At 48.9% G+C, this 25826-nt stretch carries 20 protein-coding genes; 9 read left to right on the top strand and 11 right to left on the bottom strand.

Annotated features, from left to right (window positions below; all coding sequences use genetic code 11):
- Positions 1–3: 3 nt before the first annotated feature.
- The 3 genes from H6G89_RS29000 to H6G89_RS28990 all read right to left on the bottom strand — a co-directional run bounded on the left by H6G89_RS29000 (position 4) and on the right by H6G89_RS28990 (position 2572).
- A complete protein-coding gene (locus tag H6G89_RS29000) occupies positions 4–510 on the bottom strand; it encodes a GNAT family N-acetyltransferase (RefSeq protein WP_190513267.1) in 507 nt (168 codons plus the stop codon).
- A 44-nt stretch (positions 511–554) separates the two neighbouring features.
- On the bottom strand, positions 555–1385 hold the full coding sequence (locus tag H6G89_RS28995; RefSeq protein WP_199336989.1) for a TrmB family transcriptional regulator: 831 nt from the start codon (positions 1383–1385) through the stop codon (positions 555–557).
- Between the two features lie 278 nt (positions 1386–1663).
- Positions 1664–2572 (bottom strand): ferritin-like domain-containing protein, encoded by a 909-nt coding sequence (locus H6G89_RS28990; RefSeq protein ID WP_190513265.1) that lies wholly within the window; start codon positions 2570–2572, stop codon positions 1664–1666.
- A 941-nt stretch (positions 2573–3513) separates the two neighbouring features.
- On the opposite strand from H6G89_RS28990, the gene cax (H6G89_RS28985) reads away from it, so the two are divergent.
- The 3 genes from cax (H6G89_RS28985) to H6G89_RS28975 all read left to right on the top strand — a co-directional run bounded on the left by cax (H6G89_RS28985) (position 3514) and on the right by H6G89_RS28975 (position 6897).
- Entirely contained in the window at positions 3514–4605 is a 1092-nt protein-coding gene (cax, locus tag H6G89_RS28985) for a calcium/proton exchanger (RefSeq protein WP_190513263.1), read from the top strand.
- 60 nt (positions 4606–4665) lie between these two features.
- Positions 4666–5781, top strand: coding sequence for a calcium/proton exchanger (gene cax / locus H6G89_RS28980; RefSeq protein ID WP_190513261.1), 1116 nt, complete (start codon positions 4666–4668; stop codon positions 5779–5781).
- Between the two features lie 90 nt (positions 5782–5871).
- The gene (locus H6G89_RS28975; RefSeq protein WP_190513259.1) at positions 5872–6897 is read left to right on the top strand and encodes a tetratricopeptide repeat protein; all 1026 of its coding nucleotides are present in this window, start codon (positions 5872–5874) and stop codon (positions 6895–6897) included.
- Positions 6898–6954: 57 nt separating this feature from the next.
- Here H6G89_RS28975 and H6G89_RS28970 read toward each other — a convergent pair whose 3' ends face one another.
- Genes H6G89_RS28970 through patD form a run of 3 tightly spaced genes read right to left on the bottom strand, consistent with a single transcriptional unit; the run spans position 6955 to position 9438 of the window.
- A complete protein-coding gene (locus tag H6G89_RS28970) occupies positions 6955–8325 on the bottom strand; it encodes a GH1 family beta-glucosidase (RefSeq protein WP_190513257.1) in 1371 nt (456 codons plus the stop codon).
- 20 nt (positions 8326–8345) lie between these two features.
- On the bottom strand, positions 8346–9029 hold the full coding sequence (locus H6G89_RS28965; protein ID WP_309230119.1) for a zf-TFIIB domain-containing protein: 684 nt from the start codon (positions 9027–9029) through the stop codon (positions 8346–8348).
- 13 nt (positions 9030–9042) lie between these two features.
- Positions 9043–9438: a heterocyst frequency control protein PatD gene (gene patD, locus H6G89_RS28960; protein ID WP_190513255.1), complete on the bottom strand. Its 396-nt coding sequence runs from the start codon at positions 9436–9438 to the stop codon at positions 9043–9045.
- Positions 9439–9794: 356 nt separating this feature from the next.
- Here patD and H6G89_RS28955 point away from each other — a divergent pair, with 356 nt between their 5' ends.
- Together H6G89_RS28955 and H6G89_RS28950 are read left to right on the top strand one after the other, a co-directional pair.
- Positions 9795–12062 (top strand): RelA/SpoT family protein, encoded by a 2268-nt coding sequence (locus H6G89_RS28955; RefSeq protein ID WP_190513253.1) that lies wholly within the window; start codon positions 9795–9797, stop codon positions 12060–12062.
- Positions 12062–12541, top strand: a complete 480-nt coding sequence (locus tag H6G89_RS28950; RefSeq protein ID WP_190513251.1) for a GNAT family N-acetyltransferase — start codon at positions 12062–12064, stop codon at positions 12539–12541. The genes H6G89_RS28955 and H6G89_RS28950 overlap by 1 nt, the downstream gene beginning before the upstream one ends.
- Positions 12542–13068: 527 nt before the next feature.
- On the opposite strand, the gene H6G89_RS28945 is transcribed toward H6G89_RS28950, so the two are convergent.
- The gene (locus H6G89_RS28945) at positions 13069–13512 is read right to left on the bottom strand and encodes a hypothetical protein (protein WP_190513249.1); all 444 of its coding nucleotides are present in this window, start codon (positions 13510–13512) and stop codon (positions 13069–13071) included.
- Positions 13513–13861: 349 nt separating this feature from the next.
- On the opposite strand from H6G89_RS28945, the gene H6G89_RS28940 reads away from it, so the two are divergent.
- The gene (locus tag H6G89_RS28940; protein WP_190513247.1) at positions 13862–18451 is read left to right on the top strand and encodes a PAS domain S-box protein; all 4590 of its coding nucleotides are present in this window, start codon (positions 13862–13864) and stop codon (positions 18449–18451) included.
- A 13-nt stretch (positions 18452–18464) separates the two neighbouring features.
- Positions 18465–19559, top strand: a complete 1095-nt coding sequence (locus H6G89_RS28935) for a hybrid sensor histidine kinase/response regulator (RefSeq protein ID WP_190513245.1) — start codon at positions 18465–18467, stop codon at positions 19557–19559.
- 291 nt (positions 19560–19850) lie between these two features.
- Here H6G89_RS28935 and H6G89_RS28930 read toward each other — a convergent pair whose 3' ends face one another.
- The 4 genes from H6G89_RS28930 to H6G89_RS28920 all read right to left on the bottom strand — a co-directional run bounded on the left by H6G89_RS28930 (position 19851) and on the right by H6G89_RS28920 (position 24273).
- Complete coding sequence (locus H6G89_RS28930; protein WP_190513243.1) at positions 19851–21569, bottom strand: peptidoglycan DD-metalloendopeptidase family protein; 1719 nt, start codon at positions 21567–21569, stop codon at positions 19851–19853.
- 864 nt (positions 21570–22433) lie between these two features.
- Positions 22434–22658, bottom strand: a complete 225-nt coding sequence (locus H6G89_RS28925; protein WP_199336987.1) for a carotenoid oxygenase family protein — start codon at positions 22656–22658, stop codon at positions 22434–22436.
- Positions 22582–23130: an SGNH/GDSL hydrolase family protein gene (locus H6G89_RS34600; protein WP_199336986.1), complete on the bottom strand. Its 549-nt coding sequence runs from the start codon at positions 23128–23130 to the stop codon at positions 22582–22584. Before H6G89_RS34600 ends, H6G89_RS28925 begins: the two co-directional genes overlap by 77 nt.
- Before the next feature lie 597 nt (positions 23131–23727).
- Positions 23728–24273: a pentapeptide repeat-containing protein gene (locus H6G89_RS28920; protein WP_190513239.1), complete on the bottom strand. Its 546-nt coding sequence runs from the start codon at positions 24271–24273 to the stop codon at positions 23728–23730.
- A 201-nt stretch (positions 24274–24474) separates the two neighbouring features.
- On the opposite strand from H6G89_RS28920, the gene H6G89_RS28915 reads away from it, so the two are divergent.
- Both H6G89_RS28915 and arfB read left to right on the top strand, forming a co-directional pair.
- The gene (locus H6G89_RS28915) at positions 24475–25269 is read left to right on the top strand and encodes a DUF3891 family protein (RefSeq protein WP_190513236.1); all 795 of its coding nucleotides are present in this window, start codon (positions 24475–24477) and stop codon (positions 25267–25269) included.
- A 2-nt stretch (positions 25270–25271) separates the two neighbouring features.
- On the top strand, positions 25272–25688 hold the full coding sequence (gene arfB, locus H6G89_RS28910; RefSeq protein WP_190513235.1) for an alternative ribosome rescue aminoacyl-tRNA hydrolase ArfB: 417 nt from the start codon (positions 25272–25274) through the stop codon (positions 25686–25688).
- Positions 25689–25826 lie beyond the last annotated feature (138 nt).

The raw sequence follows: 25826 nt of genomic DNA, 5'->3' as shown, positions 1-25826 counted from the left end.
AATTCACTGTAAATTAAGCTCCATTTTGAGGCTCAGCAGAGTTGTTCCATATCGAGAGTCGATGCCCTGTTCGACAACGCAAAAGCCTACTTTTTCATACAGATGACGCGATCGCGGCAACTCATCCACCGTCCACAAATAAACCTTGTGAAACCCTCGCTCTCGACAAAAATTGAGCGATCGCTCCAACAGCACGCGACCAATGCCTCGACCGTGATATCCCTCTTCGACAATGAACCACCGTAATCGTGCCGTGTGAGTCGTATCGCGGCTCCCCTGAATGGCGATCGAGCCAATCAAGCGATCGCCCACAGAGGCTGTTAACAATAAATCATGCTCTGCATCATAGTGCTCACAAAACTCGCAGAGCTCCTGAGCCATCAGCATCTCAAACACAGCCCCCACACCCCAAGCCCGGTAGTAGTAGCTGCCGTGTAGTTCAACAATTCGCCCAATGCAACCCGGACGATATCCCTCAACAAAAAGCGGTTCCGCTGCCACACATGCCATCTCTGACCTCCTTAGATCCTGTAGCGTTGATGATTCCTCGACCCCTACTCCTTAAACGGTTCACCCCGTTCCCACAGTTGCTCAAATGCTAGATTCATCATGGCGACCATACCTCGATGACGAATGGCGATCGCCGTAAAGCTCGGAGTGCCCCCCACCGGGTCTTGCAGCGACACCAGCACGGCGTCTTCGTCAAACACCTGCATCTTGATTGGCAGTTCCGGCACCAGGCGAATCTCCTGTCCCCAACTCTGAAAGGTCGTCATCCAGACGTACAACTCCTCATCCTTGAGCGCAGAGTATTCATACAGTGCGCGGTACATCACTCCTCGCGACAATGGCTCTCGAATAAATGTCCAGTTTTGCTCCTGGTTTAAAACCATCGGTCGTTTGATGCAGGAATTGACCTGATGGTGCGCTCCTTGAGCCAATTTCAACGCCATGCTGGCAATTCGTACAGGGTCGCCTAACACATCAATGTAACTTAAGGGATCGTTGTGCCCGCGCCCCAGTTGGAACATGGGGGCTAATGCTGCCATTAATTCGCTGGCACGTTGAGCCGTACGTTGCCGTTCGCGCTCAAGCTCCTCAGTTCGTTGCCGACTTAAAGCCTCCAGTGCTAACTGCGGGTCAAGTGCCATAAAGGTGCGAGGAGAGGTGTCTTTCGATAGACACAACCCTTTGTCTTCCAGCGATTTCAACACGTCATAAATGCGTTGTCGTGGAATTTTGGCATGGGTTGCTAACTCAGTTGGGGTAAAACTGCTGCGACTCAGCAAAGCTACATAAGCTGAGGCTTCGTAGCTTGTTAACCCAAGTTCGCCCAGAGAAAGAATGAATGATTCCATAATGTCACCACTGATGAGTGGTGACATTATTTTGCCACCATTACTCGGTGGTGTCAAATTGATTTGTGCTTTTGAAAACCAAGCATTGGGGGATTCTCCCCCAACCCCCCGATTGGGGGACGCCACTGCCTCCCCCAAACCCCCTTAGCAGAAGGTGTCTCGGTTAACCCAAAGGCGCGCTTCGCATCGGTTCCAAGTACGGGTGCTGCTGAGCTGCATCCTTGGTTGCTAACAAAAAAGAGGGCATCCTATCGGATTACCCTCTGCTAAATTGGCTTAGATTGAAATGAGGTTAAGCGATCGCTCTAGGCACTTTTCTTGACCTGTTCTTTCTCAATGCGGTTAATACCATTGAGGAACATAGGCACAAAGCGTTCCATAAATGCCTTAGGATCACGCTGCCATGCCCGTTGAACAACATCAATGCGAGTGCGCTGTAAATCGGGGGAGAGTAAGGTCTGAGGCAAACGCTCCATCAGATATTGAGGACGCTCCCAGACAGGGAGTGTGTTAGCGATGTCGAGCAGATTGCCAACGCGGCGCAACTCTGCACCGAGGGTGATGTCCATCCCCGATTCAAAGGCCGCCTGTTCGATCGCGGCGTATTTGAGTTTTGCCTGTTCTACCTTTTGGCGGTGCTCAGGGCTTTTTTCTGCCATTCTGGCTAACCAACGGTTGCCCCAACGGACATGTCCGGCTTCTTCAGGCAGAATGCGTTCGATGGTTTCGCGAATTTTGATATTTTCTTCAGTTTGGGGAGCTTTTTTGAGTGCGTAAATGTGACCCGAAAAGTATTCGCAACCACGCTTTTCAGTGACATTAATTGCCGCAATCGACGAGATCACAAAATCATCTTTGGTATCAGTCAAACTGGGGCGATCGCGATCAAGCAGTCGCTCAAATTCATCAATGTAGGAAGAACCGGGAGGAGTGCCCACATCGGCACCCAATTCGACTAGCAAATCAGTCAACCACGAAGCATGGCGAGCTTCGTCAGAGATGTGATGAGACAAATCTTTGACGAGTTCTGCGGGAGTACCATCGAGAAATTCAATCAAATTTGTTAAATCTTTGCAACTCCGCTGTTCGCTGTAGCGGTACCGATTCAATGTGATGAGATGAATTTCGCGATCGCGCACGACCTGTTGCAGCACATCGCGAGCACTCATGGTGCCAAACGAGCTTTGCAGCTTGCGGGGGTAAACAACGGTCATAAGGGCTATGGATATTTATTGCGGTTTGTAAACTTCACCTCATCCTAACGCAAGTTTTAAGCTGTGGAAAACTCTCGCCTCACAGGAAATAAAAGATGTTTGGCGATCGTTAATGGTTGATGGTCAATGGTTAATAGTTAATGGTTGATGGTCAATGGTTGATGGTTAATGGTTGATGGTTAATGGTTGATGGTCAATGGTTGATGGTCAATGGTTGATGGTCAATGGTTGATGGTCAATAGTTGATAGTCAATGGTCAATAGTTGATGGTCAATGGTCAATGGTTGATGGTCAATGGTCAATGGTTGATGGTCAATGGTCAATGGTTGATGGTCAATAGTGGCTATGTCAATTAAAGTGGGTCTGTTACCGTTCCCATCCGCCCGCGCATCAATGACGGGCTACTTTCCAAAGTCCACTAAGGTGGACTGAAAACCTCTCCTGGCCTGCTTTAGCAGACTTCATCCCATGAGCCCGCACTTCAGTTGCGGGTGGGTTAGAGCGAAGACAGAATAAGGTTTTACCCAAAATTCTAGACACACCCCGGCACGGGCAAGATGCTCGCACTACCCTGACTGTTAACCGTGACGCAGGCACGAGCAAGATGCTCGCACTACCCTAACTTTTAACTGTGACGCAGCACTAGACAATGGCTCTTGGCTCCTGACTCCTAACTACTGACCATAAACTATTGACCACTGACTCCTGACTCCTAACTATTGACTATTGACCACTGACCATTGACCACTAACCATTGACTCCTGCCCCTTACCCCTTGCTTCCTGACTATTAACTATCGACTATTGACTATTGACCACTCACTATTGACTACTCACTATTGACTATTAACCTAATCTGACTGGCTACTTCATCCGGGTTGTACTAAGCTTCTAATGATTTAGGCACACAGAGCTTACATCTCAAAACTCTCATCGCACTCTATGTCAATCAAAAATATTGTTTCCCTGGGTTTGCTTGTCTTTATCCCAATCTCACTGGCGGCGGAGCGTCTGGAGTGGGGGTCATTGACCGTATTCATTACCTCGGCGATCGCCATTATTCCGCTTGCCATCTGGCTCAGCACTGCCACCGAAGAAGTAGCGGTGGTGGCGGGGCCGTCCATCGGCGGGCTACTGAATGCGCTGTTTGGCAACGCGACTGAGTTGATCATTGCGCTGGTTGCCCTGCGGGCCGGACTGATCGACATCGTTAAAGCCAGCATCACAGGTACGATCGTTAGCAACCTGTTATTGGTGATGGGGTTATCGATGTTTTTGGGGGGACTGCGCTATAAGGAACAGGAGTTTCAGCCGATTGTGGCGCGAGTCAACGGTTCTACCATGACGCTGGCGGTTACGGCGATCATCTTGCCTGCGATGGTGATTGCCACCTCTGGCGGCGTCGAGGAGATCGCGATTGAGCGGCTCTCGGTGACAGCGGCGATCGTGCTGATTGTGGTCTATGCTTTGACTCTGCTGTTTTCCCTCAAAACCCACAGCTATCTGTATGAAGTGGGGGTAGTAGATCTGGAAGGCGAGCATGGCGGAGAAGGCGGGGAAACGGCTCACAAACCCAATTTGGGACTTTGGCTGGGAGTCTTAGCAATTTCGACGATTGGGGTGGCGTTTGAGTCTGAGATTTTTGTCGGGGCTGTCGAGGAGGCAACCGCTGGATTGGGCTTGACGCCACTGTTTACCGGGGTGATCTTGCTGCCGCTGGTAGGTGGAGCCGCAGAATATGTGACTGCCGTTCGAGTGGCGGTCAAAAACAATATGGATCTGTCGGTTTCGGTTGCGATGGGGTCAAGCTTGTTGGTGGCGTTGTTGGTGGCTCCGATTCTGGTGATTGTAGGGCAAGTGATCGGGCAACCGATGGATTTAAGCTTTAATCTATTTGAAGTCGTTGCAGTGGCGATCGCTGTTGCAGTGGCAAACCTGATCAGTCTAGATGGGCGATCGAACTGGCTAGAAGGTGCATTATTACTGGCAACCTATACCGTTTTAGGGGCGGCCTTCTATTTCCATCCCGCCTGATACGCTTAAACAACTGATTCCCTGTTGACGCACTCTACCTCGTTGAGTCCCAAAACTGGCATGACGACCAAAAATCTCATCTTCTCGGCTCTGTTAGTCTTTATTCCCATTTCCATCGCGGCGCACTACTTAGCTTGGAGCCCTCTGGTGATATTCATTACCGCAGGGTTGGCGATCGTTCCCCTGGCAGCGTGGATGGGCACGGCTACCGAAGAAATCGCGGTGGTGGTCGGTCCATCGTTGGGAGGTTTGCTTAATGCTACCTTTGGTAACGCGACTGAATTAATCGTGGCACTGGTGGCACTCAAAGCCGGATTGGTGAATGTGGTTAAAGCCAGTTTGACAGGCTCTGTGATTGGCAATTTGTTGCTGGTAATGGGGTTGTCGATGTTTCTCGGTGGGTTGCGCTTCAAGGAACAGGAATTTCAGCCGATCGTGGCGCGGGTGAATGCTTCTTCTATGAATCTGGCGGTGATCGCCATGCTGTTGCCGACTGCCGTTAATTTCACCTCATCTGGTATTGAGGAAGCTGACTTACAGAAATTATCAGTGGCGGTCGCCATCGTTCTGATTCTCGTCTACGGATTGACGTTGCTGTTTTCGATGAGAACTCATGCCTATCTTTACGACGTCGGGATCACCGAATTTGAGGAAACAGCGATCGCCGATGCCGACTCGATCGATGCCCCCGGAGAGGCACTGACGCATAAACCCAATCTCTGGTTCTGGACAGGCATTCTCCTGGCTTCAACGATTTTTGTGGCGATCGAGTCAGAATATCTAGTTGGTACGTTAGAGGAGGCGACCGTCAAACTGGGCTTTACCGAACTGTTTACCGGGGTGATTCTGTTGCCAATCATCGGCAATGCAGCAGAGCACGCCACTGCGGTTGTGGTTGCCATCAAAGACAAAATGGATTTGTCTGTCTCGGTAGCAGTAGGCTCTAGCTTGCAAATTGCTTTGTTCGTTGCCCCATTATTGGTTCTGGTGGGGTGGGCGATCGGGCAACCGATGGATCTCAACTTCAACCCGTTTGAACTGGTTGCCGTTGCCGTCTCGGTTCTAATTGCGAATTCTATTAGTTCCGATGGGCGATCGAACTGGTTTGAAGGGGTGCTGCTGCTGGCGACCTACATGGTTTTGGGATTAGCCTTTTTCTTTCATCCGGTGATATAGAATCGCCTAACTCGTTGATCCGATTGGGTGAGGGGAGGCAATGCCCTCTATGCCAGATTGGAGGAGATCTATTTAGGCATAGCCAATGAGATGACATCTAACCTTGATCCAGATCCCTCAGGTTATTCCGAACAGTCTCCCGTAGCTAACTTCCGCGAAGCAAATAATCTTCTCTTAAGTGGGATTGAGAAGCTGAAACAGCAGAATTTTCGAGAGGCGATCGCCGATTTTCGAGGGGCGATCGCCCTTAAACCTGACTTTGCTCAGGCATACACTGTTTGGGGCAACACATGCTTTGCCATGAAGGATTATCAAAGTGCAGTCTCTTGCTTTGATTACGCGATTCAGTTAGATCCCAATTTATCCGTTGCCTATGGCAGTCGGGGGTTAGCCTATTATGAGTTGGGCAATAGACAGCAAGCGTTAGACGATCTAACCCAAAGCATTCAGCTTGATCCAAACGACGTAACCTCCTACTACTCGCGAGGTGAGATTTATTTAAGGCTGAATCATTATGCTCAAGCCGTTGCCGATTTTGACGCAACTGTCGATTTGTTTTTGTCTGGAAAAACGAATAATCCCCTCTCCAACGCTCTCCCTCGCATTCAAAACTATTACCGGAAGGGCCTTACTTATAAAGATTCTCCGCTTGAAGCCTTTATTGAACGGGCGATCCATGCTGAAGAGCGAGGAGATATCCGGGGTGCTTTGAGCAGCTTGACCGAGGCAATTAAACTCTACCCAGAACGAGCTGAACCCTATTACAATCGTGGCTCAACTTACCAGAACTTGCAGAAACTTCCAGAAGCATTAGCAGACTTTTCAAAAGCGATCGCAAACAACCCTAGAATGGCAGACTACTATTACAACCGGGGTTGCGTCTATTTTGATCAGGGGAACGAGGCTTGTATCGCAGATTTTCATCAAGCGGTTAAGCTTGATCCGCATCTGGTGCAGTCCTACTTCAATATTGGAAGTTTTCTATTTCAACAAGGCAACGAGTCAGATGGGATCGCTTACATCAAAAGAACGGCGATGTTGTATCAGCAAATGGGCGATCGCCAGAATTATCTGCGTGTATTAGACACACTCCAGTCTATTGGGGAAAATTTTTAGGCGAGTCCAATTCCTACTAATTCGATCTTCTTTTTTCCTTCTTCTTTTTTTCTCTCTTCACACAACTCGATTTTGTCGAATACACTCGGAATACCAGTGATAGCTGGCTTTGGGAGTGCGTTCCTGGGTGCGGTAGTCGGTGTAGATGAGCCCAAAACGGCGATCGTAACCCCATGCCCATTCAAAGTTGTCGAGCAAGCTCCAGACAAAATAGCCCTTGAGGGGATAACCCTCGCTAACGGCTCGGTGGGCTGATCTGAAGTGTTGCCGCAGATAGAGGATGCGATCGCTATCAATGACTTCTTTATGAATCAACTCATCCTCAGCAGCACAGCCATTTTCACTGATAAAAATAGGCAGATCTGATCGCCCCAACGTTTCGCTGATATGGCGAATGCCCCAATAGATGCACTCTGGCACGATTTGCAGCCAGGGCATATTTAATCGGGGATACCCTTTCGGGAAGTTCAAGGTTTCATATCCAGCCTGGTTATCTGCTGCTCGCACATAGGTGCCCGTGTAGACGTTGAAGCCCAAGGCATCGAGAGGTTGGTAAATCGTCTCCAGATCCCCCGGTTGGATATCCGGTGCGTCCTTGCCCAACTGCTCCAGCAACGCCGGACTGTAAGCCCCCGTTAAGGCAGGAACAATGATCCCACCGTTATACCAGTGAGTGTGAAAGGCACGTTTTGCAGCTTCAATATTGGCAGGCGATTCATGAATGGGTACGGTCACCCCGAAGTTATCCACGAGTGCAACTGAGCAGGGAACCTTGGATGCAGCCCGAATCGCCTGACATCCCATACCATGTGCTAGCAGTGCATGGTGGGAAGTCTGCCAAACAGCTTTGCGATTTTTGACCACCGTCCCCGGAGCGTGCGGTGGCACTTTGCCCACCTCGTAGCCCATGTGAGTAAAGCAGGGAATTTCATTGATTGTCATCCAGTTAGTGATGCGATCGCCTAACCGACTCACGACGGCGGTCACATAATCTGCAAAATCCCTGGCAATCTGACGGTTTTGCCAGGAGCCATATTCCTTCTCCAGGGTTTGGGGGCTATCCCAATGAAATAGAGTCGCATGAGGAGTGATGCCATACTCTCGCAAACAATCAACCAACCGTTTGTAGAAGTCAATTCCTGCCTCGTTGACCGTCCCTCGACCATCGGGGATCACTCGCGTCCAGGCAATGCTAAAGCGATAGTGTTTGATGCCCAACTCTGCCATCAGGCGAACATCTTCAGGATAGCGGTGGTAATGGTCGCAAGCGATCGCGCCAGTGTCTCCATTTAAGGTTCGCTTCGGGATCGCACTAAACGAATCCCACACACTGGGTTTGCGTCCGTCCTCCGCGATCGCTCCTTCAATTTGGTAGGCAGCGGTTGCCGCTCCCCACATGAAGTCGTCTGGAAACTGATAGCTGGTCATGAACGATGTCCACAGGAAGGCTATTGATCAAATCGTCGCATCAAGTAAGCAACCCCAAAATCCCCGTTGGGATGATTTTCCAATAGCTCAGCTAGTTCAAATACCCGGTAGGCAAGATCTTCACCAAGTTTCTCAATCGTGGCTCGACGTTCACGCTCCGCCGATTCTAGTTCTTTAACGCGGGTTTGCCACTCACTCGAAAACAGTTGGTCGATCGCCGTGTGAATCCCCATGAATTGCAACACCTCCCACTCGCCGCGATCGCACCAGATCCCCCCACAATTGACGCACCGCTCTACATAAAACGGGGTTTTGAGGCTAACTTTAGCTCGCGCTAAATAGCAGTTGCATTCGGGACAGAGAGCACCTCGAGAGTCAAAAGAAGCAGGCGTATAGGCGACATCTAGGGTTGTGGGCAAGACAATTTCATCCCCACTGCCTTGATGGCTCTGCCACGATTTGTAGTCTTCGGCTGAGATCCACATTCCCTCACAATCGGGGCAGTGATTGACCACCAGACCTTCCGCCAAAGTACCACCCGTCAGTTCCACCTGTTTTTCTTTAGGACACTGCACAACCCACTCTCCACGCAAACACTTCTCATTAAACCATTCTGGGGAGACAAGGGGACAGGGGGTAGGGGAGTGAGTGGGGAAGTAGAGGGAGTGGAGGAGTGGAGGAGCGAGAATCGCTATATTGACCACTGACCATTGACCATCACCCCATCCCCTCATCACCCTCTTCCTCATCTCCCAGCACCACCTCGCAATAACGAATCAAAGTAGTGAGGCGATCGCCAATTTGAACGTAACGCTGTTGCACTGTAGCGGGTTGCCGAGCGGTTTGTAGAAACAATAGATCCATATCTAACAAACGCAACTGTTTGCTGATCTCAGTTTGAATCGATTGCAGTCGGAGCGCGATCGCACTGTCCTCTTCCTCAAGTTGCTCTGGGTCAAGTGTGAGAATTTGCTGCTGAAATTGGGTTTTCGCGGTCTGCAACATCGCTCGAAACCCTTTCAAATCAGGGTTCTCCACGGTAATAGAGGCTTGCAGTTGCTGCAATGTCTGTTGCAGGGCTTCGTAGGACTGACGATAGAGAACAGGTAGCATGAGGCGCGATAGAATCTGGGATATCGGTGAAGAGGCAGATTAAATGTAAAGAAGTTTGTATATATTAGTAGAACAACCACTCTTTACATACTGACCTTTTAAAGTAAGCTGATAAGTCAAGTAAGTTTGTAAGTCAAATTCAACCCAATAGCATCGATTTTTTATACTGCTTCTCATTCACCCTGTGCCTCTACTAGAGTTATTGTTCGCTCTAGTGAGTTTTCGTCTACTTTAGCCCCCACCTTAAATGAAACCGAAATGGCAGCGAACCTGCCAAAATTGGTATACCTAAGCACATTTATACCGTAAGATCAGCAAAATCTACCCTGAGCCACCCTAAACACCGGGTCTAAAAGATGAACGTAGCGGCTCCCTCCTACTCTGTTGACATTACCCTTCCCGATTGGTTGAATCAGTGCCTGATTGCCAAACAATCTCCCATGATTTGTGCATCAGACAACGCCGAAGCCGAAACCGATTTAGTCTGTCGTGCCTTTGAATTCGCTTACTGCCTGCATGAAGGGCAATATCGAGCATCGGGCGAACCTTACATTTGCCACCCTGTTGCAGTTGCAGGTCTGCTAAGAGACTTGGGCGGTGGCGGTGCGATGATTGCGGCGGGTTTTTTACACGATGTGGTCGAAGACACCGACGTCACTCCCGATGAGATTGAACGGCGGTTCGGTGTTGAGGTGCGGCGACTGGTAGAAGGAGTGACAAAACTCTCTAAGTTTAACTTCTCCAGCAAAACTGAGCGTCAGGCTGAAAATTTCCGCCGCATGTTCCTGGCAATGGCGCAAGACATTCGCGTCATCGTGGTCAAGCTGGCAGATCGGCTCCACAACATGCGAACTCTAGAGCACCTGGCAGACGATAAACGCCGCCGCATTGCTCAAGAAACGATGGATATCTTTGCTCCGTTAGCTAATCGTCTGGGGATCGGTCGGTTTAAGTGGGAACTGGAAGATTTAGCGTTCAAATATCTTGACGCTGATGCCTACCGCCAGATGCAGAAACTGGTGACGGATAAGCGGGTCGATCGCGAAGCCCGATTAGAGCAGGCGATCGCCAAGTTGCACCACGAGTTAGGGCAGTTGGGCATCCACTGTGTAGATATCAGCGGCCGCCCCAAGCATCTCTATGGTATCTATCAAAAGATGGAACGCCAGAAGAAGGAGTTCCACGAGATTTTTGATGTAGCCGCCCTGCGCATCATTGTCGAGAACAAGGATGAGTGTTACCGCGCCCTAGCTGTTGTTCACGATGCCTTCCGCCCGATCCCCGGTCGCTTTAAAGACTACATCGGCTTACCCAAACCCAACCGCTATCAATCCCTACACACAGTTGTCATTGGGTTGTCAGGTCGCCCAATGGAGGTGCAGATTCGGACGGTTGAGATGCATCACATTGCTGAATACGGGATTGCTGCCCACTGGAAGTACAAAGAGTCGGGGCACTCCTCCAGCAAGTTCACGGACGACGATGAGAAATTTACCTGGTTGCGCCAACTGCTGGAATGGCAGAATGATCTGAAAGACGCGCAGGAATATCTGGAAAATGTCAAAGACAACCTCTTCGATGAAGATGTGTATGTCTTCACACCCAATGGTGATGTTATTCCGCTGGCGCGGGGATCAACGCCTGTAGACTTTGCCTATCGAATTCACACCGAAGTTGGCAACCACTGCGCTGGAGCGCGGGTCAATGAACGCATCGTGCCACTCGATACGCCCCTGTGTAACGGCGATATTGTCGAGATCTTGACGCAAAAGAACGCGCATCCCACGCTCGACTGGTTAAACTTTGTCGTCACGACCGGAGCACGCAACCGCATTCGCCAGTGGTATAAGCGATCGCACCGTGACGAAAACTACGCCCGTGGTCGCGAGATGTTGGAGAAAGAATTGGGTAAAAAAGGCTTTGAAGCCCTCCTCAAGTCTGCTCCAATGCAAACAGCAGCAGAGCGATGTAATTATCACACTGTGGATGATCTGTTGGCGGCTCTGGGGTATGGCGAAGTTACCCTCAATCTGGTGGTTAACCGTCTGCGCGAAGCTATCAAAGCGCAACAACCGATCGCCCCTGCCCCCACCACAGACGATTTGGAAACGCTGCTCCCTCCTGCAACTCCAGCATTACCCGTACGGTTGCCCAGCCGCACGAGTGATTCTCCCATCGCAGGGGTGGAAGGACTGTTATACAATCTCGCTCGATGTTGTAACCCCGTGCCTGGAGAAGCCATTATTGGCGTTGTCACAATGGGTAGCCGAGGTATTACTATTCATCGGCAGGGATGCACTAACACCGAGAGTATTCCGGGTGATCGCCTGATCCCCGTGAGTTGGAACCCCATCGATACTAAAACTCGTCCCCAGACTTATCTGGTTCAGATTCTGATTGAAGTGATCGATCGTGTCGGTGTACTCAAGGATATTCTGTCTCGTCTTACCGACCACAACATCAACGTCCGCAGTGCTCAAGTGAAGACTCATCCCGGTCAAACCGCCGTGATTAACTTAGGCATTGATGTGCAAGATCATAAGCAACTGGAACGGACACTGACCCAAATTCGCAAAATGAGCGATGTGGTCAACCTGCGCCGTGTTAGTCAAGTTGACGAGTGATGAACTTAGCGTTTCGTAAGACCACCGAACTTGACCTGGACTACATCCTCGCTGCTGAACAACACTCCGACAATCAGCCGTTTATCATTCCCTGGAGCCGTGAAAAACATCAAGGGGCGATCGCTGACCCCGACATCGCTCACTTCATAGTTCAGACGGATGTGCATCAGGATACGGTTGGATTCGTCATTCTAGCCGGACTGCTTGACCCCAATGACAGCATTGAGTTTCGGCGGATTGTGATCACAGCAAAAGGTCAGGGATACGGCAAAGCCACCATCCAACTAGTCAAGCAGTTAGTGTTTGAAACCTATCAAGCTCATCGACTCTGGCTTGACGTTAAAGAACACAATCACCGTGCTCAAGCTCTCTATGCTAATGCGGGCTTTGTCGTCGAAGGAACTCTACGCGATTGCTTAAAAACCACTAATGGTTATGAATCTCTAATTTTGATGTCGATCTTGCGATCGGAGTACTAATACAACGTGAATTCGGGATCAGGACTTCGGCGGTTAAAACCGCCGCTATGGGAGTAAAACTGACCTGCGTCGGTTCGTCAAATCTGCATTTTCTGGAGTCCGCGTCGGCGGACTTCGCCCTAGTAGCTGCGAATTCATTCGCCGGGCTCTTAAACCAAACTGACGTTAATACAGGTAAGTCATACCAAATTAAATTGTGATCAAGGCAGATATCGGTAGGGGCGGGTTTTGCAGATAAGTTTTTGGATTTGCCGTTAGTAAATAGCTAAACCCACCCCTACAAGCGTCCGCATCTGCACTGGAAACCATTTAAATCGATATCATAATCCTTACCTTAAGGACAGAACATTCTACACACGATTCAATGTCTTTTTCGTTGATATCGTTGTATAAAACTTTGCACAGAATATGACTTGCTAGCCGCTTTAATTCACCTCTGATTTCTTCTATAAAATGGCAGATTACTACTGCTAGAAGTGTCAGCTTAGAGCCGTATGAGATGGCTTGAAACACGGTAGTTGAATTTGTTAAACAACTTTGTGAACAAAAGCAGCAACTGTCCACCGTTTTTGTCCGGCGAGCTTTTTACCCTTAAGAATAGTGCTATCGACTTCGACCTCGGCTAATCGTTCCGTGACTTTTTTTAAAACGACAGCTGTACCTGCGGGAACCATTACTACTTTCTCTGAAGCAGCCAGTTGATTCCATCGCGTTCGATTACCCGCGATCGCCTCGGTCATCATTTGTCTGATCGTCGCTTGATCAGAGATGGGGACAAATTGATCCGGCTCAATCTGCCCTTTCTTAAGCGCAAGATAATGTCCTGTTGTAGAGTCTATGCTGGGCTGTGAGGAGCTTGAGGAAGTAGTCGAGGTTTGTTTACCCAACCTCAGACTAAAACCAATCCCTAAAATAACAACACTGACCGCTAAAAGCGGTATCCAGATAGGCAGATTTAGAAGCTGTTCCATATTGAACTTTATTGTCGATATAGCAATCCTAAAAGATTTGTAAGAGCTGCACTCGTTTGAAATTTATCTCTCATGCTTGATTGCAAGGAGTTAGGTTTACTTAAATTCAATGCCATAGCGAAATCTTAAAAATATTTTAAGTAAACTTTAATTGTTTGACCATTAAATCAATCCTTTCTCGAAAATTCTCGCAACATATTATTTTCTTTGGGGGTTTGATTGATCAAGTCCTTGCTAAAAAATTGTGACTCTACTTCTGATGCTGGTATAACAAAAGTGTTTACATCAAATCAACTTTTGTCTAGGCAATTGTTGAGCGTAGAGAGATGAGTTTAGATGGGTCATGGAGATGGAGCAAGACAATCAAGGACATCCGTATGATGAAACCAACTCTAACTCCTCTGAATTGGGATGGCAGCAAGTAAACGGCTTGCTTCGCGTTTTGAGTTCATGCAATCGAGCCATAGTTCGGGCGGTAGATGAATTGGCTCTATTACAAGAGATTTGCCGGATGATTGTCGAGATCGGAGGTTATCGTGCTGCCTGGATTAGTTTTGCAGAATCCAACGAAGCGACCCATATTCGTCCTGTGGCTCAGGCTGGTGAGATGGGGCAATCTCTCCAGGAGATATCCATTCACTGGGCAGAGGATGAATTAGGACAGAGACTCACGAGAACGACGATTTGTACTGGCGAGATAGCGATCGCCCAAAATCTTGTCAATCATCCAACCCATTCGCATTGGCGAGAGGCGGCTTTACAAGGTGGCTGTGCGGCGGTTATTGCGCTTCCCCTTACGGCTGAAGCCCCCATTTTAGGAGCACTGTCTATTTGCTCGACTCGGTCTGATGCGTTCGCTCCGGCTGAGACAGAACTGTTGAACGAACTGGCGACGGATCTTGCCTACGGCATTGCGGCATTGCGAACTCGTCTTGAACAGCAGCAAGTAGAACTGGCTTTACGAGCCAGCGAGGAGCGATTTCGGGCGTTCTTAGAGATGGCATCTGAGGCTGTGATTGTCTCCAATGCCAGAGGGGAAATCGTCATCTTTAACACCAAAGCCGAAGACTTGTTTGGTTATTCTGCTGACGAAGTTCTGGGGCGATCGATAGAGAGTTTGATGCCAGAGCGATTTCGCCAGGGGCACCTGGTATTTCGGGCTGAATACAACCGTCAACCCTCTCAGCGATCGATGGGTCATGCAAGAAACCTGTACGCTCTCCGTAAAGATGGCACTGAGTTCCCCATTGAGGCGGGGTTAAGTTCAGTCCAGATTGAGGATGAGCGGTTTGTGTTGACTTTTCTAACCGACATTAGCGATCGCAAACGAGCCGAGGCTCAACTCCGCGAATCTAGAGAACACCTGCGTTATATTATCGAACTGAACCCCCAGGTGCCCTGGACAGCCGACCCCCACGGCAAAATTACAGATTTCAATGAGCGGTGGCTCACCCTGACTGGCTTAACGCGAGAACAGGCGATGGGTGAGGGCTGGTCGCAGGTTCCCCATCCCGATGACCTACCCGCGATGCTGGCAGCGTGGACATACTCCATCACCACAGGTAATCCCTACGACATTCAACACCGCATCAAACTGGCAGACGGCTCCTATCGCTGGATGCGCTCTCGTGCCTTTCCTCGCCGCGATGAGCACAAGCAGATTTTAGGCTGGTATGGCACAACGGAAGACATTCACGATACGAAATGCGCTGAGGAACAGTTGCGTGAGTCAGAACAGCGATTTCGGGACATGGCGGATTGTGCTCCGGTGATGATCTGGGTAACGGATGTGACAGGGGCGTGTACTTTTCTGAGTCAAAGCTGGTACGACTTTACAGGTCAGACTGAGACGACAGGGTTAGGGTTGGGCTGGCTAGAAGCGGTACATCCCGATGATCAAAAATTCTCTGGGGATATCTTTGTCCAGGCTAACGCTCGCCAGGAGCAGTTTCGCATAGAGTATCGGCTGCGGCGTAAAGACGGAACATATCGGTGGGCGATCAATGCAGCGACTCCCTGGTTTGGCGCAGATGGTCAATTTAAGGGCTACATCGGCTCAGTGTTTGATATCACCGATCGCAAACAGGCAGAGCAGGCATTGCAGGAGAGCGAAGCCCGACTAAAGCTGGCATACAAAGCGACGCGATCGGGGGTATGGGATTGGGATGTGATACATAACAGTTCCCATATCTCTGAGGAATACTGTTTGCTATTTGGACTTGACCCCACTCAGCAAACGATCCGCTACGAACAGTGGCTCAGCTTGCTTCACCCCGACGATCGCGCCTCTGCCAGTGAAACCGTCAACCGTGTTATCCAGCAAAAGCAGAGCTACTACGCCGATGAGTATCGTGTGCTGCTGCCCGATGGGATTCGGTGGTTATCGGCGAGGGGGCAGGTGTTTTATGATGCGGCAGGCAACCCCGTCCGAATGCTGGGTAATATGCAGGACATCACGGAACGCAAACAAGCTGAAATTGCGCTCTCCCAACTCAATGAAGACCTGGAGCAACGGGTTCGCGATCGCACCCTGGAGCTATCTCAACTCAACGATCGCCTGCAACAAGAACTGCAAGAGCGGAAACAAACACAGAAACAACTGGCAGAACAGGCGCAATTGTTAGATCTGGCGCACGACCCGATCATCACCCGTGATTCCAACGGGATTATCACCTTCTGGAGCCGGGGAGCCGAGCAGATGTACGGTTGGACTCGTGCCGAGGCACTGGGGCAATCCATCCATACCCTGCTAAAAACGCAGTTTCCCTGTCCCATCAGCGACATTGATGCTGCACTTTTACGCTCCCGTTATTGGGAAGGAGAGTTGATCCATCAACGGCGTGATGGAACGCCCATGACCGTTGCAAGTCGTTGGGTGTTGCAACGCGATGACAACGGCAATCCCATCAAAGTGCTGGAAATTAACAACGACATCACCAGCAGTAAACAAGTAGAGCAGGTGCAAGCCCGCTTAGCGGCTATCATTGAATCCTCAGATGATGCCATCATCAGTACTACACTAGAGGGCATCATTGACAGTTGGAATTGGGGGGCAGAAAAGTTGTATGGCTATTCTGCGGTTGAAGTGATTGGTCAGCCAGCCACTCTACTGCTACCGTATGATCGCCAGCATGAAGAAACCCAGATTATTGAGCGACTCCAACGGGGCGATCGCATCGAGCACTATGAAACGGTGCGACAACACAAAGATGGTCGATTAATTGATGTATCGCTCACCGCTTCTCCACTCAAAAATGCAGCCGGAGATATCATTGGTGTCTCTAAAATTGCTAGAGATATCACCCGACGCAAACAAGCCGAAATGCAGGTGCAACTGAGCAATGAGCGAATTAGCCTCGCCAATGCTGAATTAGCCAGAGCTTCTCGCCTAAAAGATGAATTTTTGGCAGGTATGAGTCACGAGTTGCGAACTCCACTCAATGCCATTTTGGGACTCTCAGAAGCATTGTTAGAGGAAATTTTTGGTGAATTAACCGCAGAACAACGTGAACATATCTCAACCATTGAACAAAGCGGTAAACATTTGTTGGAGTTAATTAATGACATCCTGGATCTCTCTAAAGTAGAGTCCGGCAAGATGGAACTGGAAATTAGCCCAGTTGTTGTACAAGACCTGTGTGACTCTAGCTTAAGTTTTATCAAACAACAAGCTCATCACAAACGTATTAAAATTAGCTGTCGCATTGATCCAGAATTAGTTGAGGTTGAATTAGATGAGCGTCGCATTCGCCAGGTGTTAGTCAATCTCTTAAGCAACGCCGTTAAATTTACACCCGACAATGGTCGTGTGGAGCTGCAAGTGAGAGCTGATTTGTTCCGTGAAACCATCGATTTTATTGTCACGGATACAGGCATTGGGATTGCATCTGAAAATATCAACAAACTCTTTCAACCCTTTGTTCAACTAGATAGCTCACTCTCACGTCGTTATGCTGGCACCGGGTTAGGGTTGGTATTGGTGCGACGCATTGCGGAGTTGCATGGGGGCAGTGTGACGTTAGAGAGCCAGATCGATAAAGGCAGTCGTTTTACAGTTACGCTTCCCTGGCACCCACCCACGGCGATCGCTGAATCGGTTTCTACAACCACTCCTGCTACAACTCATTCCTCTAACTTACAGCAGGCGTTGATCATCGAAGACTCACAGGCGGCTGCCAGTCAAATCGCCCGTTATCTCACCGAGATGGGTGCAACAACACTGGTTCATCCCATTGGGGGAGGTGCGACCCAGGTCGCGATAGGATTGCGCCCTGACATCATCATCCTTGATGTTTTGTTGCCCGATCGCTCCGGTTGGGAGGTGCTAGCAGATCTAAAGGCAAATCCGGAGACTCAAGCGATTCCGGTCATTGTGGTTTCGGTGGTAGACGAACGCCCTTATGCGCTAGCACTTGGAGCGTCTGCCTATTTACTCAAACCCATTTCCCGACCCCAACTTCAGAAAACAATCAATCAGATCCTGGGTCAGGTAGAGCAGGACGATCAACAGTCTGACTTACAACCGCCCGACTTCATGGTTACTGAAAGCCAACGCACTACTACGCCGCTGATCTTACTTGCAGAAGATAGTGAAGCCAATATCGTCACCTTGAGTAGCTACCTGCAAGCTCACAACTTCCAGATCGTATTGGCGCGTAACGGATTGGAAGCGATTCAAATGGCGCAACAACACAAGCCCAATTTGATTTTGATGGATATCCAGATGCCAGAAATGGATGGATTAGAGGCGGCTCAACGTATTCACTCAAACCAGGAGTTGCAACACATTCCTATCATTGCGTTGACGGCTCTGGCCATGCCGGGCGATCGCGAACGATGTCTCAGTGCAGGAGCCGTGGACTATTTGACAAAACCCATCAGCCTCAAACACCTGCTCAATCTCTTGTCCACCTACATTCCCCAGGTCAATTTCAATTAAGCAGCCTTCACTTATGAACCGCACACCTGTTGTCCTAGTTGTGGATGATGAACCCAACGGATTTACTGTGATTCGAGCATTGCTCAAACCTGAAGGCTATGAGTTTTTCTATGTTCCCAGTGGAGACGAAGCACTCACCCAATTAGATGCCATCAAGCCGGATGTCATTCTGCTGGATGTGATGATGCCTGACAAGGATGGGATCGAAACCTGCCGTGAAATCAAAGCAAATTCAGCCTGGGCAAGCATTCCAGTCATTATGGTGACTGCGCTCAACGCCAAGGAAGACCTGGCGCGATGTCTGGATGCAGGAGCCGATGATTTTATCTCTAAACCAGTGAATCGGGTTGAGTTACAGGCAAGGGTGCGATCGCTCCTACGCATAAAACAGCAATATGATGCCCTCAAAGACACTCTACAACTGCGTGAGGACATGTCCAGCATGATGGTGCATGACCTGCGAACGCCTGTCACTACAATCCTGTTGGGCAGCCAAATGTTGCTCATGCAAGCTCTTTTACCGGAACAACATCAGGAGCGGTTGAAACTGGTGTATCGGGCAGGTCAGCAGCTCAGTTCCATGATCAATGAATTGCTGTTACTGGCAAAGTTAGAAGCGGGAAGCTTACTCCTCAACTACAGTGAGATTGATCTAAATGTTTTAGTAACAACCGTCATATCCGAGTTTCAAGAACTCGCTCAAGCCAGAAAAATCTATCTGGATGTCCAACTACCACAATCGGGACAACAGATCACAGCCGATCTGAATCTTCTGCATCGACTCATGGATAACTTGCTCTCAAACGCAATTAAATTTTCTCCTCAAAACAGTACAGTCACGCTAACCGTTGAATATCTCCCTCACGCAACCCATAATGGACAGGTTCGGATGCAAGCCAAGATCCACGTTGCCGATCAAGGACCGGGCATCAAAGCCGATTTACGTCCATACATCTTTAACAAATTTGAGATCGGAGAAGCGATGCATAATGTGCCGCAAATTGGCTTAGGACTGACCTTCTGCAAGCTTGTTGTAGAAGCCCACGGTGGTAGTATTTATGTTCAAGACAACTCCCCTCAAGGAGCAGTCTTTACTGTAGAACTTTAGTTTCTGTTTTGTGTAGCGATCGCCCCTTCATTTAGGACAGAGGGGTGTGGGGTTGCGCCCTCAGCCAGGGGTTCCACCCCTGCATCCCGTCTTAACCCAAGTGGCTACGACTATATCAAAGAATAGTTCTTATACCGATTTAATGTTTGATTGTGGCAGATCACTGGGTAGGGGCGTTTCGTGAAACACCTCTACAAAATTCATAGATTGGATCAGCAACAACGAATCGTCCTCACTCCTGCCTGCTGTACTCCCAGCTTTGGAGGAGGCAGGCATACGTCAACTCATCATTCAATTGCTAAACATTTCAAATGGAACAGTTTGCCCCCAACTGCCATCAGAATTAGGGCGATGCACTTCTACATGCAAATGAGGAGCTGTACTCCAACCATTGTGTCCACTCTCTGCAATCAAGTCTCCAGCGGCAACTCGTTGTCCTACTGCAACCCGCACCGAGTTTTGTCGAATGTGTAGATAAGCGTTGCGATAACCATCATCAACCCCATCATCGTCATCTAGCTTAATCAAGACATAGTTCACATTGCTGGCATTGGCTAAAGAACCTGCCACATTGGCTGGGAGATCAGGAACACTCTGCTCAATCGCCACTACCGTACCAGAATACATGGCATAGATGGGCATGCCTACCTCAACCCCATAATCAATGGAATAATGGCTTCTTCCAGTGTGGGAGGCTTGTCCTCCAAAGTGCTGAGTAATCGGCCCTAACCCCAGCAGCGGATCGCGAAATCCTCTCAAGGGATTCAAATCTGTGGGTGTGGAGTGAAGCCCAAAATTACTTGACCATAGGGCATCTGCGGCTGGATTGTCCTGTCCATAGTTCGTCCAACCCGACCAGGTTGTGCCGTCCTGCGAAGTGTTGAGACGGACTCGCTGCTCAACATCCCCCATTGTCAACACCATCTGATTACCAAAAACATCCATTTCAGGGGCGGTTTGCGCTGTCCCATGAGAGGCTAACCAGGATTGCCCCCAGACCTGCCCATCCGCCGATCGCTTCAGATAAATGTTGTTATCAGTACCGCGAACGGCTACATAAAGCTGTTCGTTAAATACACCTAATTCTGGATTGCTAAGGGTCTGTATTCCTGCTGATGACCATGAGTTCCAGCGCACTCCATCCCGTGAAGAACTGAAATACACATCATTGTCGGTTGTTCCCTGAGCAGCGATGTACAGGCGATTGTTGAAGACCGTCAGACCAGGACCACTGCGGGAAGCACGCCCTGTGTCCTGCCAAGCATTCCAGCGATCGCCATCTCCCGAAGTTGCGGTGTAAATCTGATTATTGATGCCGCGTACCGCTACGACCAATTGATTTTGGAAGACGGTCATCTCAGGTGCAGAGAGAGTTTGCCCACCAATATTCAGGGATGCCCAGGTTGACCAATTCTCTCCATTCTGACTAGAGCGTAAGTAGAGATTGCGATCCGTGCCCTGAGCGAGTTGGAACAGCCGACCATTAAACGCGGTCATGGCGGGTGTCTGATAAGTTGAGGCACCTGTATGTCTCCAGACACTCCAATGACTGCCATCAGACGAGGAACGACTATAGATCAGATTATCGTTGCCTCGCGTCACTTGATATAGCTTGCCGTTAAAAACCGTTTGGGAAACGGTGTTAGATGATTCAGAACTGACATTAGCGGTTGATAAACTCAATCCATAGGTTGTGTCATCGTGTTTATTACGGAGATAAACCCGGACATAATAGGTTCCTTCTTCTAGAAGCCTATCAACTTTTTCTGAAGCTCTTCCTCGACGGGCAGAGGTTTGTATCGCACGCCCCTGACTGTTGAGTAATTGCAAATTTGCATCCCGTTGTAGTCCATTGACAGATGCAGTAAAACTACTGAGACTTCTTACCCGAATACGAAAGATATCATGCGGATTTTGCTCGTTGACTTGTTCTGTTAGAACGCGATTCTGAGAAGCAAGATTAACGATTCTATTACTGCGTAAAGTGTTTGCATTTGAATTGCTACGCATAATTCTTTGTTAAAAGACTCTGTTTTCAGATTTCCCAGAAAACGAAAAAAGTAAATTTTTTAATGTCTAAAAGTTGTTAACTAAATAGTTGATAGATATACGTAAGATAGTAAATAAAAAGAGTAATTTCAGTTAAATTACTGAGTTAGCCAGTGACTACAAGTATTGCTAGGCATGGTTTTTGAGCCTATGACTTAAGCGCATAGACGGATAAAGTCAGTAGAGATACTGTATTTATCTCTACTCTCTAATTCTGATTTAGGTGCATTTACCTGCTACACAGAGTTGCCATTTATCAGCAGTTGTAGCTTTTGAACTTCTTAAGGCAGGGATAGCTTCTAGACCTTAAGCCTCTTATGTCACACTCGTGTGCACAAAATTTGTGACTCTCTCATTTCTAGACAAAGGCTAGGTAATGCCATTGCAGGAGTTCTACCGTTTAGCACTGCGCTCCTGATGCCAAAGTCAGAAACGAGAGTATCAGTGCATACGATGGGCTGAAGGTCACTAAAGAGGGTTTAGCAAGATACATTACAACCCTAAACGAGATCTGATCCGTTCTGGTACAGTAAAATTCCTAGAGTTTTGATCTCAATTTTGTCTAAAACTCTTACTGTTTCTCGTATTTGAGCTGTATAAATACCGAATATCCAAAATTCTATGCAGTGTTATCTCTCAAAGAAATCCGTAATAATTTAGCTTCTCTACGATGAGAGATCTGTGTTTTCACGATCTCATGTTTTTTTAGCGTTTACTTTTAACAAGCTAGCGATGGAGTTGCATTCTCTCTGGGGGTTCGCTGACTCTTCTGGAGTCGCTGTGTCCTGCGTCAAAATACTGACCATGAAAATCAAATGGTAGATGTTAAGGTAACTGGACTCTGGCAAGCTCATTCCAGGATTGAGCATCTAACACTAATAAGAAAGAGTTCTCTGTTTGCGTGTCTAGCACGACGGATAGAACGACTCCTTCATCTTCAGATGTGGCATTGGGTGCGGCAACAAATACAGGCTCACCGGGGTAACCGTGGGGCGATCGCCGGATCGACTCCCGAAAAGTTGCGGCTGTCGTCTCCCAAGGTAGGGTCATAAACACTGCCAAGGAGAACTGGACGGATGGGTAACTGCTGCACAAACGTATCGAGGGCATTGGCAAAGGCTGTGATGCCGGAGCCTGTATCTTGAAGCAACCCCATTAACAAATCGTTACCACCGACCGTAATCATGGCGATCGCTTTTTTTCCAACCTGCAATCCTTGAGCCTGGGAGGGAAGCCCCACAACCGTTGCGCCATCGCGGGCACGATGTTCCAGTCGGGCAGAGCCGCGTGAGGCGAGGTCTTGACCCTGAAATTCGGGAAACAGGCGATCGTCGTTCTGCACCAGCAATTGCCCCGGATGCACGCCAAATTCGTTATATCGTCCGCAATCTAAGATCGAATCTCCCAATGTGTAGAGTGTCACCATGGTTTGCTCCTGCCGATTGCAGCTGATGAGTGTCAGGAGACTTGCTCCTCCTACGGCTTGCACAAATCGTCGTCGTGTCAGTGGAAATGAAGCCATTTCCCCCTCCTGTTTGTTTGACCCTAGCATTCGAGAAGGAGAGGTGAGATGGATCAGAAGATGGATTTGCTATAGCAGTCCTAAATCGATCGTGAAACCTACTCTTTCATTCGGCATTCGTCATTTGTGTATGACCATTAACCATTGACCATTGACCATTAACCATTAACCATTAACCATTAACCATTAACCATTGACCATTAACCATTGACCATTCACCATTCACCATTGACCATTGACCATTAACCATTGACCATTAACCATTAACCATTAACCATTGACCATTGACCATTGACCATTAACCATTAACCATTGACCATTGACCATTGACCATTCACCATTCACCATTGACCATTGACCATTAACCATTGACCATTGACCATTGACCATATCTCAGACTTCTTCATGAACCAAATAGGATGGCCACATCAGCACGAGGCTATTCAGACAAGAGGATCGCGAATTTATTAAGATGTAATTCCTGGCGTACGGGCGCAGTATTCGGTCAAAAGCCCTTGCCATTGTTTCAGAACCCTCTGCCGAATGCCGCGCCCGTACAGGAGGTTGCCGTTTTTCAGGTTATTTAATTCACGATCCTTAGCGTGTTGAACCCGGATTTTCATCGTCTAGCAGAGTTCCCTCTACCATGGCCTCGGCTAGATTTGCACCACTCAAATTTGCATCTTCTAACACCGCCCGTCTCAAGTTAGCCTCATGCAAGTCAGCCGTTTCTAAATCGGCTTGACTCAAATCGGCTTCAACTAAATTGGCTCCCGTCAGGTCTGCTTCGCTTAAATCTGCTTCGCTGAGAGCTGCTTTTTGCAGGTCTGCTGCCTTTAAGTCAGCTTGGTTTAAGAGAGTGTGATCGAGAATTGCTTCTTCTAAAATTGCCTCATCCAGAATTGCATCATTCAAATTTGCACTGCTCAAATCGGCTTGAGTCAGGTTTGCTCCCTTCAAAGTAGCTCCACTTAAATCGGCTTGACTCAGATTGGCTCGTTGCAAGTTCGCTCCATCCAACATGGCTCCATGTAGAACTGCACCGCTCAGATTAATGCCTTCAAGCACTGCTCCTTTGAGGTCAGCGATACTAAAATCTCGCTCTCCAGCAGCATATCGTTGCTTGAGTTCTTCTACGTTCATGACTAGCATTCCTCTTTCTTCAGTCAGGGATTGAAACAATTCGCAATCCCAGGCGATACTCCACCGTACGTGAGTGAAGAATAGCCAACGCCTCTCTGGAGATACACTTTTACCCGCTGACGAGGTCTAACCCGCAGTATGAAGGCATTTACTCCCTTTAGGGTTTAGAGTTGGAAGAGGATTGTTCACATAGGGACAGCGATGTTGCACCGTACTCATGGTCATGATCGGATTTGTATCACCCAACCCACCCATGCCTGGGTATCTGGGCAGTTAGCTCAGGTTTGGGGTAATGAACAGTTCGGTGCGATCGCCCCCTTTGAAGCGGTGTGCCTGGGTGCAGAACAGCACGATATTGGTTGGATTCCCTGGGAAACGGCTCCAACCCTCAATCCCAATACAGGCTATCCCCACAGTTTTAACGAAATTGCACCGGAAATTCACACTCAACTGTGGGCAGGGGCAAAACACCTGGCAATGCCAATGGGACGATATGCGGCGTTGCTCATCTCCCTGCATGGAACGGGATTATACGAACGCTTTACCCACTGGAAAAAATCGCCAGACTCGATACGAATAGTGGAAGCATTTCTGAAGCAGGAAAGGGAATTTCAGCAGACCTTAATTCATCACCTGGAGCAAGACCCCGCTTACGCACCCTATGTGACAGCAGAGGCAATCACTCGCAATCAACACCTGGTTGCGACCTTCGATGCCTTGTCGCTTGCCATTTGCATGGGTATGACCGGACAGCGACAGATTGAACAGGTGCCAACTGCAATCGGGGAAACAACGTTGACACTGATGCCGCTTGCGGAGGACTCAACCCAGTTGTCGGTAGAACCGTGGTGTTTTCAACCGGAACAGGTAACGGTGGTCTTTGAGGGGCGAATTCTACAAGAGAAAGCGACTGATGAGCCAACCCTGCGCGATCGCCTCGCCAACGCCCCCTGGATTACCCTCACGGCAACGCTTCAGCCAACGTCGAGGCATTAACCATGCTGCAAATCTCTAATACGGTGACCATTCCAGAACACGAGATCGACATGAGCGCGGTACGCTCTCAAGGGGCAGGTGGGCAGAACGTCAACAAAGTGTCAACTGCAATTCATTTACGGTTTGACATTGGGGCTTCTTCCCTGCCCGATCGCTACAAAGAACGACTGTTGCAACTCAACGACCAGCGCATCACCAAAGATGGAGTGATCGTCATCAAATCTCAGGAACACCGCAGTCAGGAGCAAAATCGGGAAGAGGCGTTACAGCGATTACGAGAGTTGATCAAGAGTGCGATGGTTGTTCCGAAGCCACGCAAGCCGAGTAAACCGACTCGCAGTTCTCAAAAGAGACGGTTGGACAGCAAAATGCGGCGAAGTCAGATCAAAGCCATGCGTGGCAAAGTCACCGATGATTGAATGCCAAATCTCGATAGGGAAAGAGATTGTTTCCGTTGCACAGATCATTTGCCGAATGCTTTGTCCGCACTAACAAGGGTGTTGCTAATCTTGGAGATGAATGAATCGCGAGCAGGATGCTCGCACTGGCTTAAACGA

The organism is Oscillatoria sp. FACHB-1407 (genome assembly GCF_014697545.1).
Taxonomy (GTDB): Bacteria; Cyanobacteriota; Cyanobacteriia; order Elainellales; family Elainellaceae; genus FACHB-1407.
This window is presented reverse-complemented; position numbering and strand designations above follow the sequence as displayed.

What these genes read in the sequence shown, in the direction of transcription:
- H6G89_RS29000 (WP_190513267.1), bottom strand. Translation starts at nt 510, where the DNA reads ATGGCATGTGTGGCAGCGGAACCGCTTTTTGTTGAGGGATATCGTCCG.
- H6G89_RS28995 (WP_199336989.1), bottom strand. Translation starts at nt 1,385, where the DNA reads ATGTCACCACTCATCAGTGGTGACATTATGGAATCATTCATTCTTTCT.
- H6G89_RS28990 (WP_190513265.1), bottom strand. Translation starts at nt 2,572, where the DNA reads ATGACCGTTGTTTACCCCCGCAAGCTGCAAAGCTCGTTTGGCACCATG.
- cax (WP_190513263.1), top strand. Translation starts at nt 3,514, where the DNA reads ATGTCAATCAAAAATATTGTTTCCCTGGGTTTGCTTGTCTTTATCCCA.
- cax (WP_190513261.1), top strand. Translation starts at nt 4,666, where the DNA reads ATGACGACCAAAAATCTCATCTTCTCGGCTCTGTTAGTCTTTATTCCC.
- H6G89_RS28975 (WP_190513259.1), top strand. Translation starts at nt 5,872, where the DNA reads ATGACATCTAACCTTGATCCAGATCCCTCAGGTTATTCCGAACAGTCT.
- H6G89_RS28970 (WP_190513257.1), bottom strand. Translation starts at nt 8,325, where the DNA reads ATGACCAGCTATCAGTTTCCAGACGACTTCATGTGGGGAGCGGCAACC.
- patD (WP_190513255.1), bottom strand. Translation starts at nt 9,438, where the DNA reads ATGCTACCTGTTCTCTATCGTCAGTCCTACGAAGCCCTGCAACAGACA.
- H6G89_RS28955 (WP_190513253.1), top strand. Translation starts at nt 9,795, where the DNA reads ATGAACGTAGCGGCTCCCTCCTACTCTGTTGACATTACCCTTCCCGAT.
- H6G89_RS28950 (WP_190513251.1), top strand. Translation starts at nt 12,062, where the DNA reads ATGAACTTAGCGTTTCGTAAGACCACCGAACTTGACCTGGACTACATC.
- H6G89_RS28945 (WP_190513249.1), bottom strand. Translation starts at nt 13,512, where the DNA reads ATGGAACAGCTTCTAAATCTGCCTATCTGGATACCGCTTTTAGCGGTC.
- H6G89_RS28940 (WP_190513247.1), top strand. Translation starts at nt 13,862, where the DNA reads ATGGAGCAAGACAATCAAGGACATCCGTATGATGAAACCAACTCTAAC.
- H6G89_RS28935 (WP_190513245.1), top strand. Translation starts at nt 18,465, where the DNA reads ATGAACCGCACACCTGTTGTCCTAGTTGTGGATGATGAACCCAACGGA.
- H6G89_RS28930 (WP_190513243.1), bottom strand. Translation starts at nt 21,569, where the DNA reads ATGCGTAGCAATTCAAATGCAAACACTTTACGCAGTAATAGAATCGTT.
- H6G89_RS28925 (WP_199336987.1), bottom strand. Translation starts at nt 22,658, where the DNA reads ATGACCCTACCTTGGGAGACGACAGCCGCAACTTTTCGGGAGTCGATC.
- H6G89_RS34600 (WP_199336986.1), bottom strand. Translation starts at nt 23,130, where the DNA reads ATGGCTTCATTTCCACTGACACGACGACGATTTGTGCAAGCCGTAGGA.
- H6G89_RS28920 (WP_190513239.1), bottom strand. Translation starts at nt 24,273, where the DNA reads ATGAACGTAGAAGAACTCAAGCAACGATATGCTGCTGGAGAGCGAGAT.
- H6G89_RS28915 (WP_190513236.1), top strand. Translation starts at nt 24,475, where the DNA reads ATGTTGCACCGTACTCATGGTCATGATCGGATTTGTATCACCCAACCC.
- arfB (WP_190513235.1), top strand. Translation starts at nt 25,272, where the DNA reads ATGCTGCAAATCTCTAATACGGTGACCATTCCAGAACACGAGATCGAC.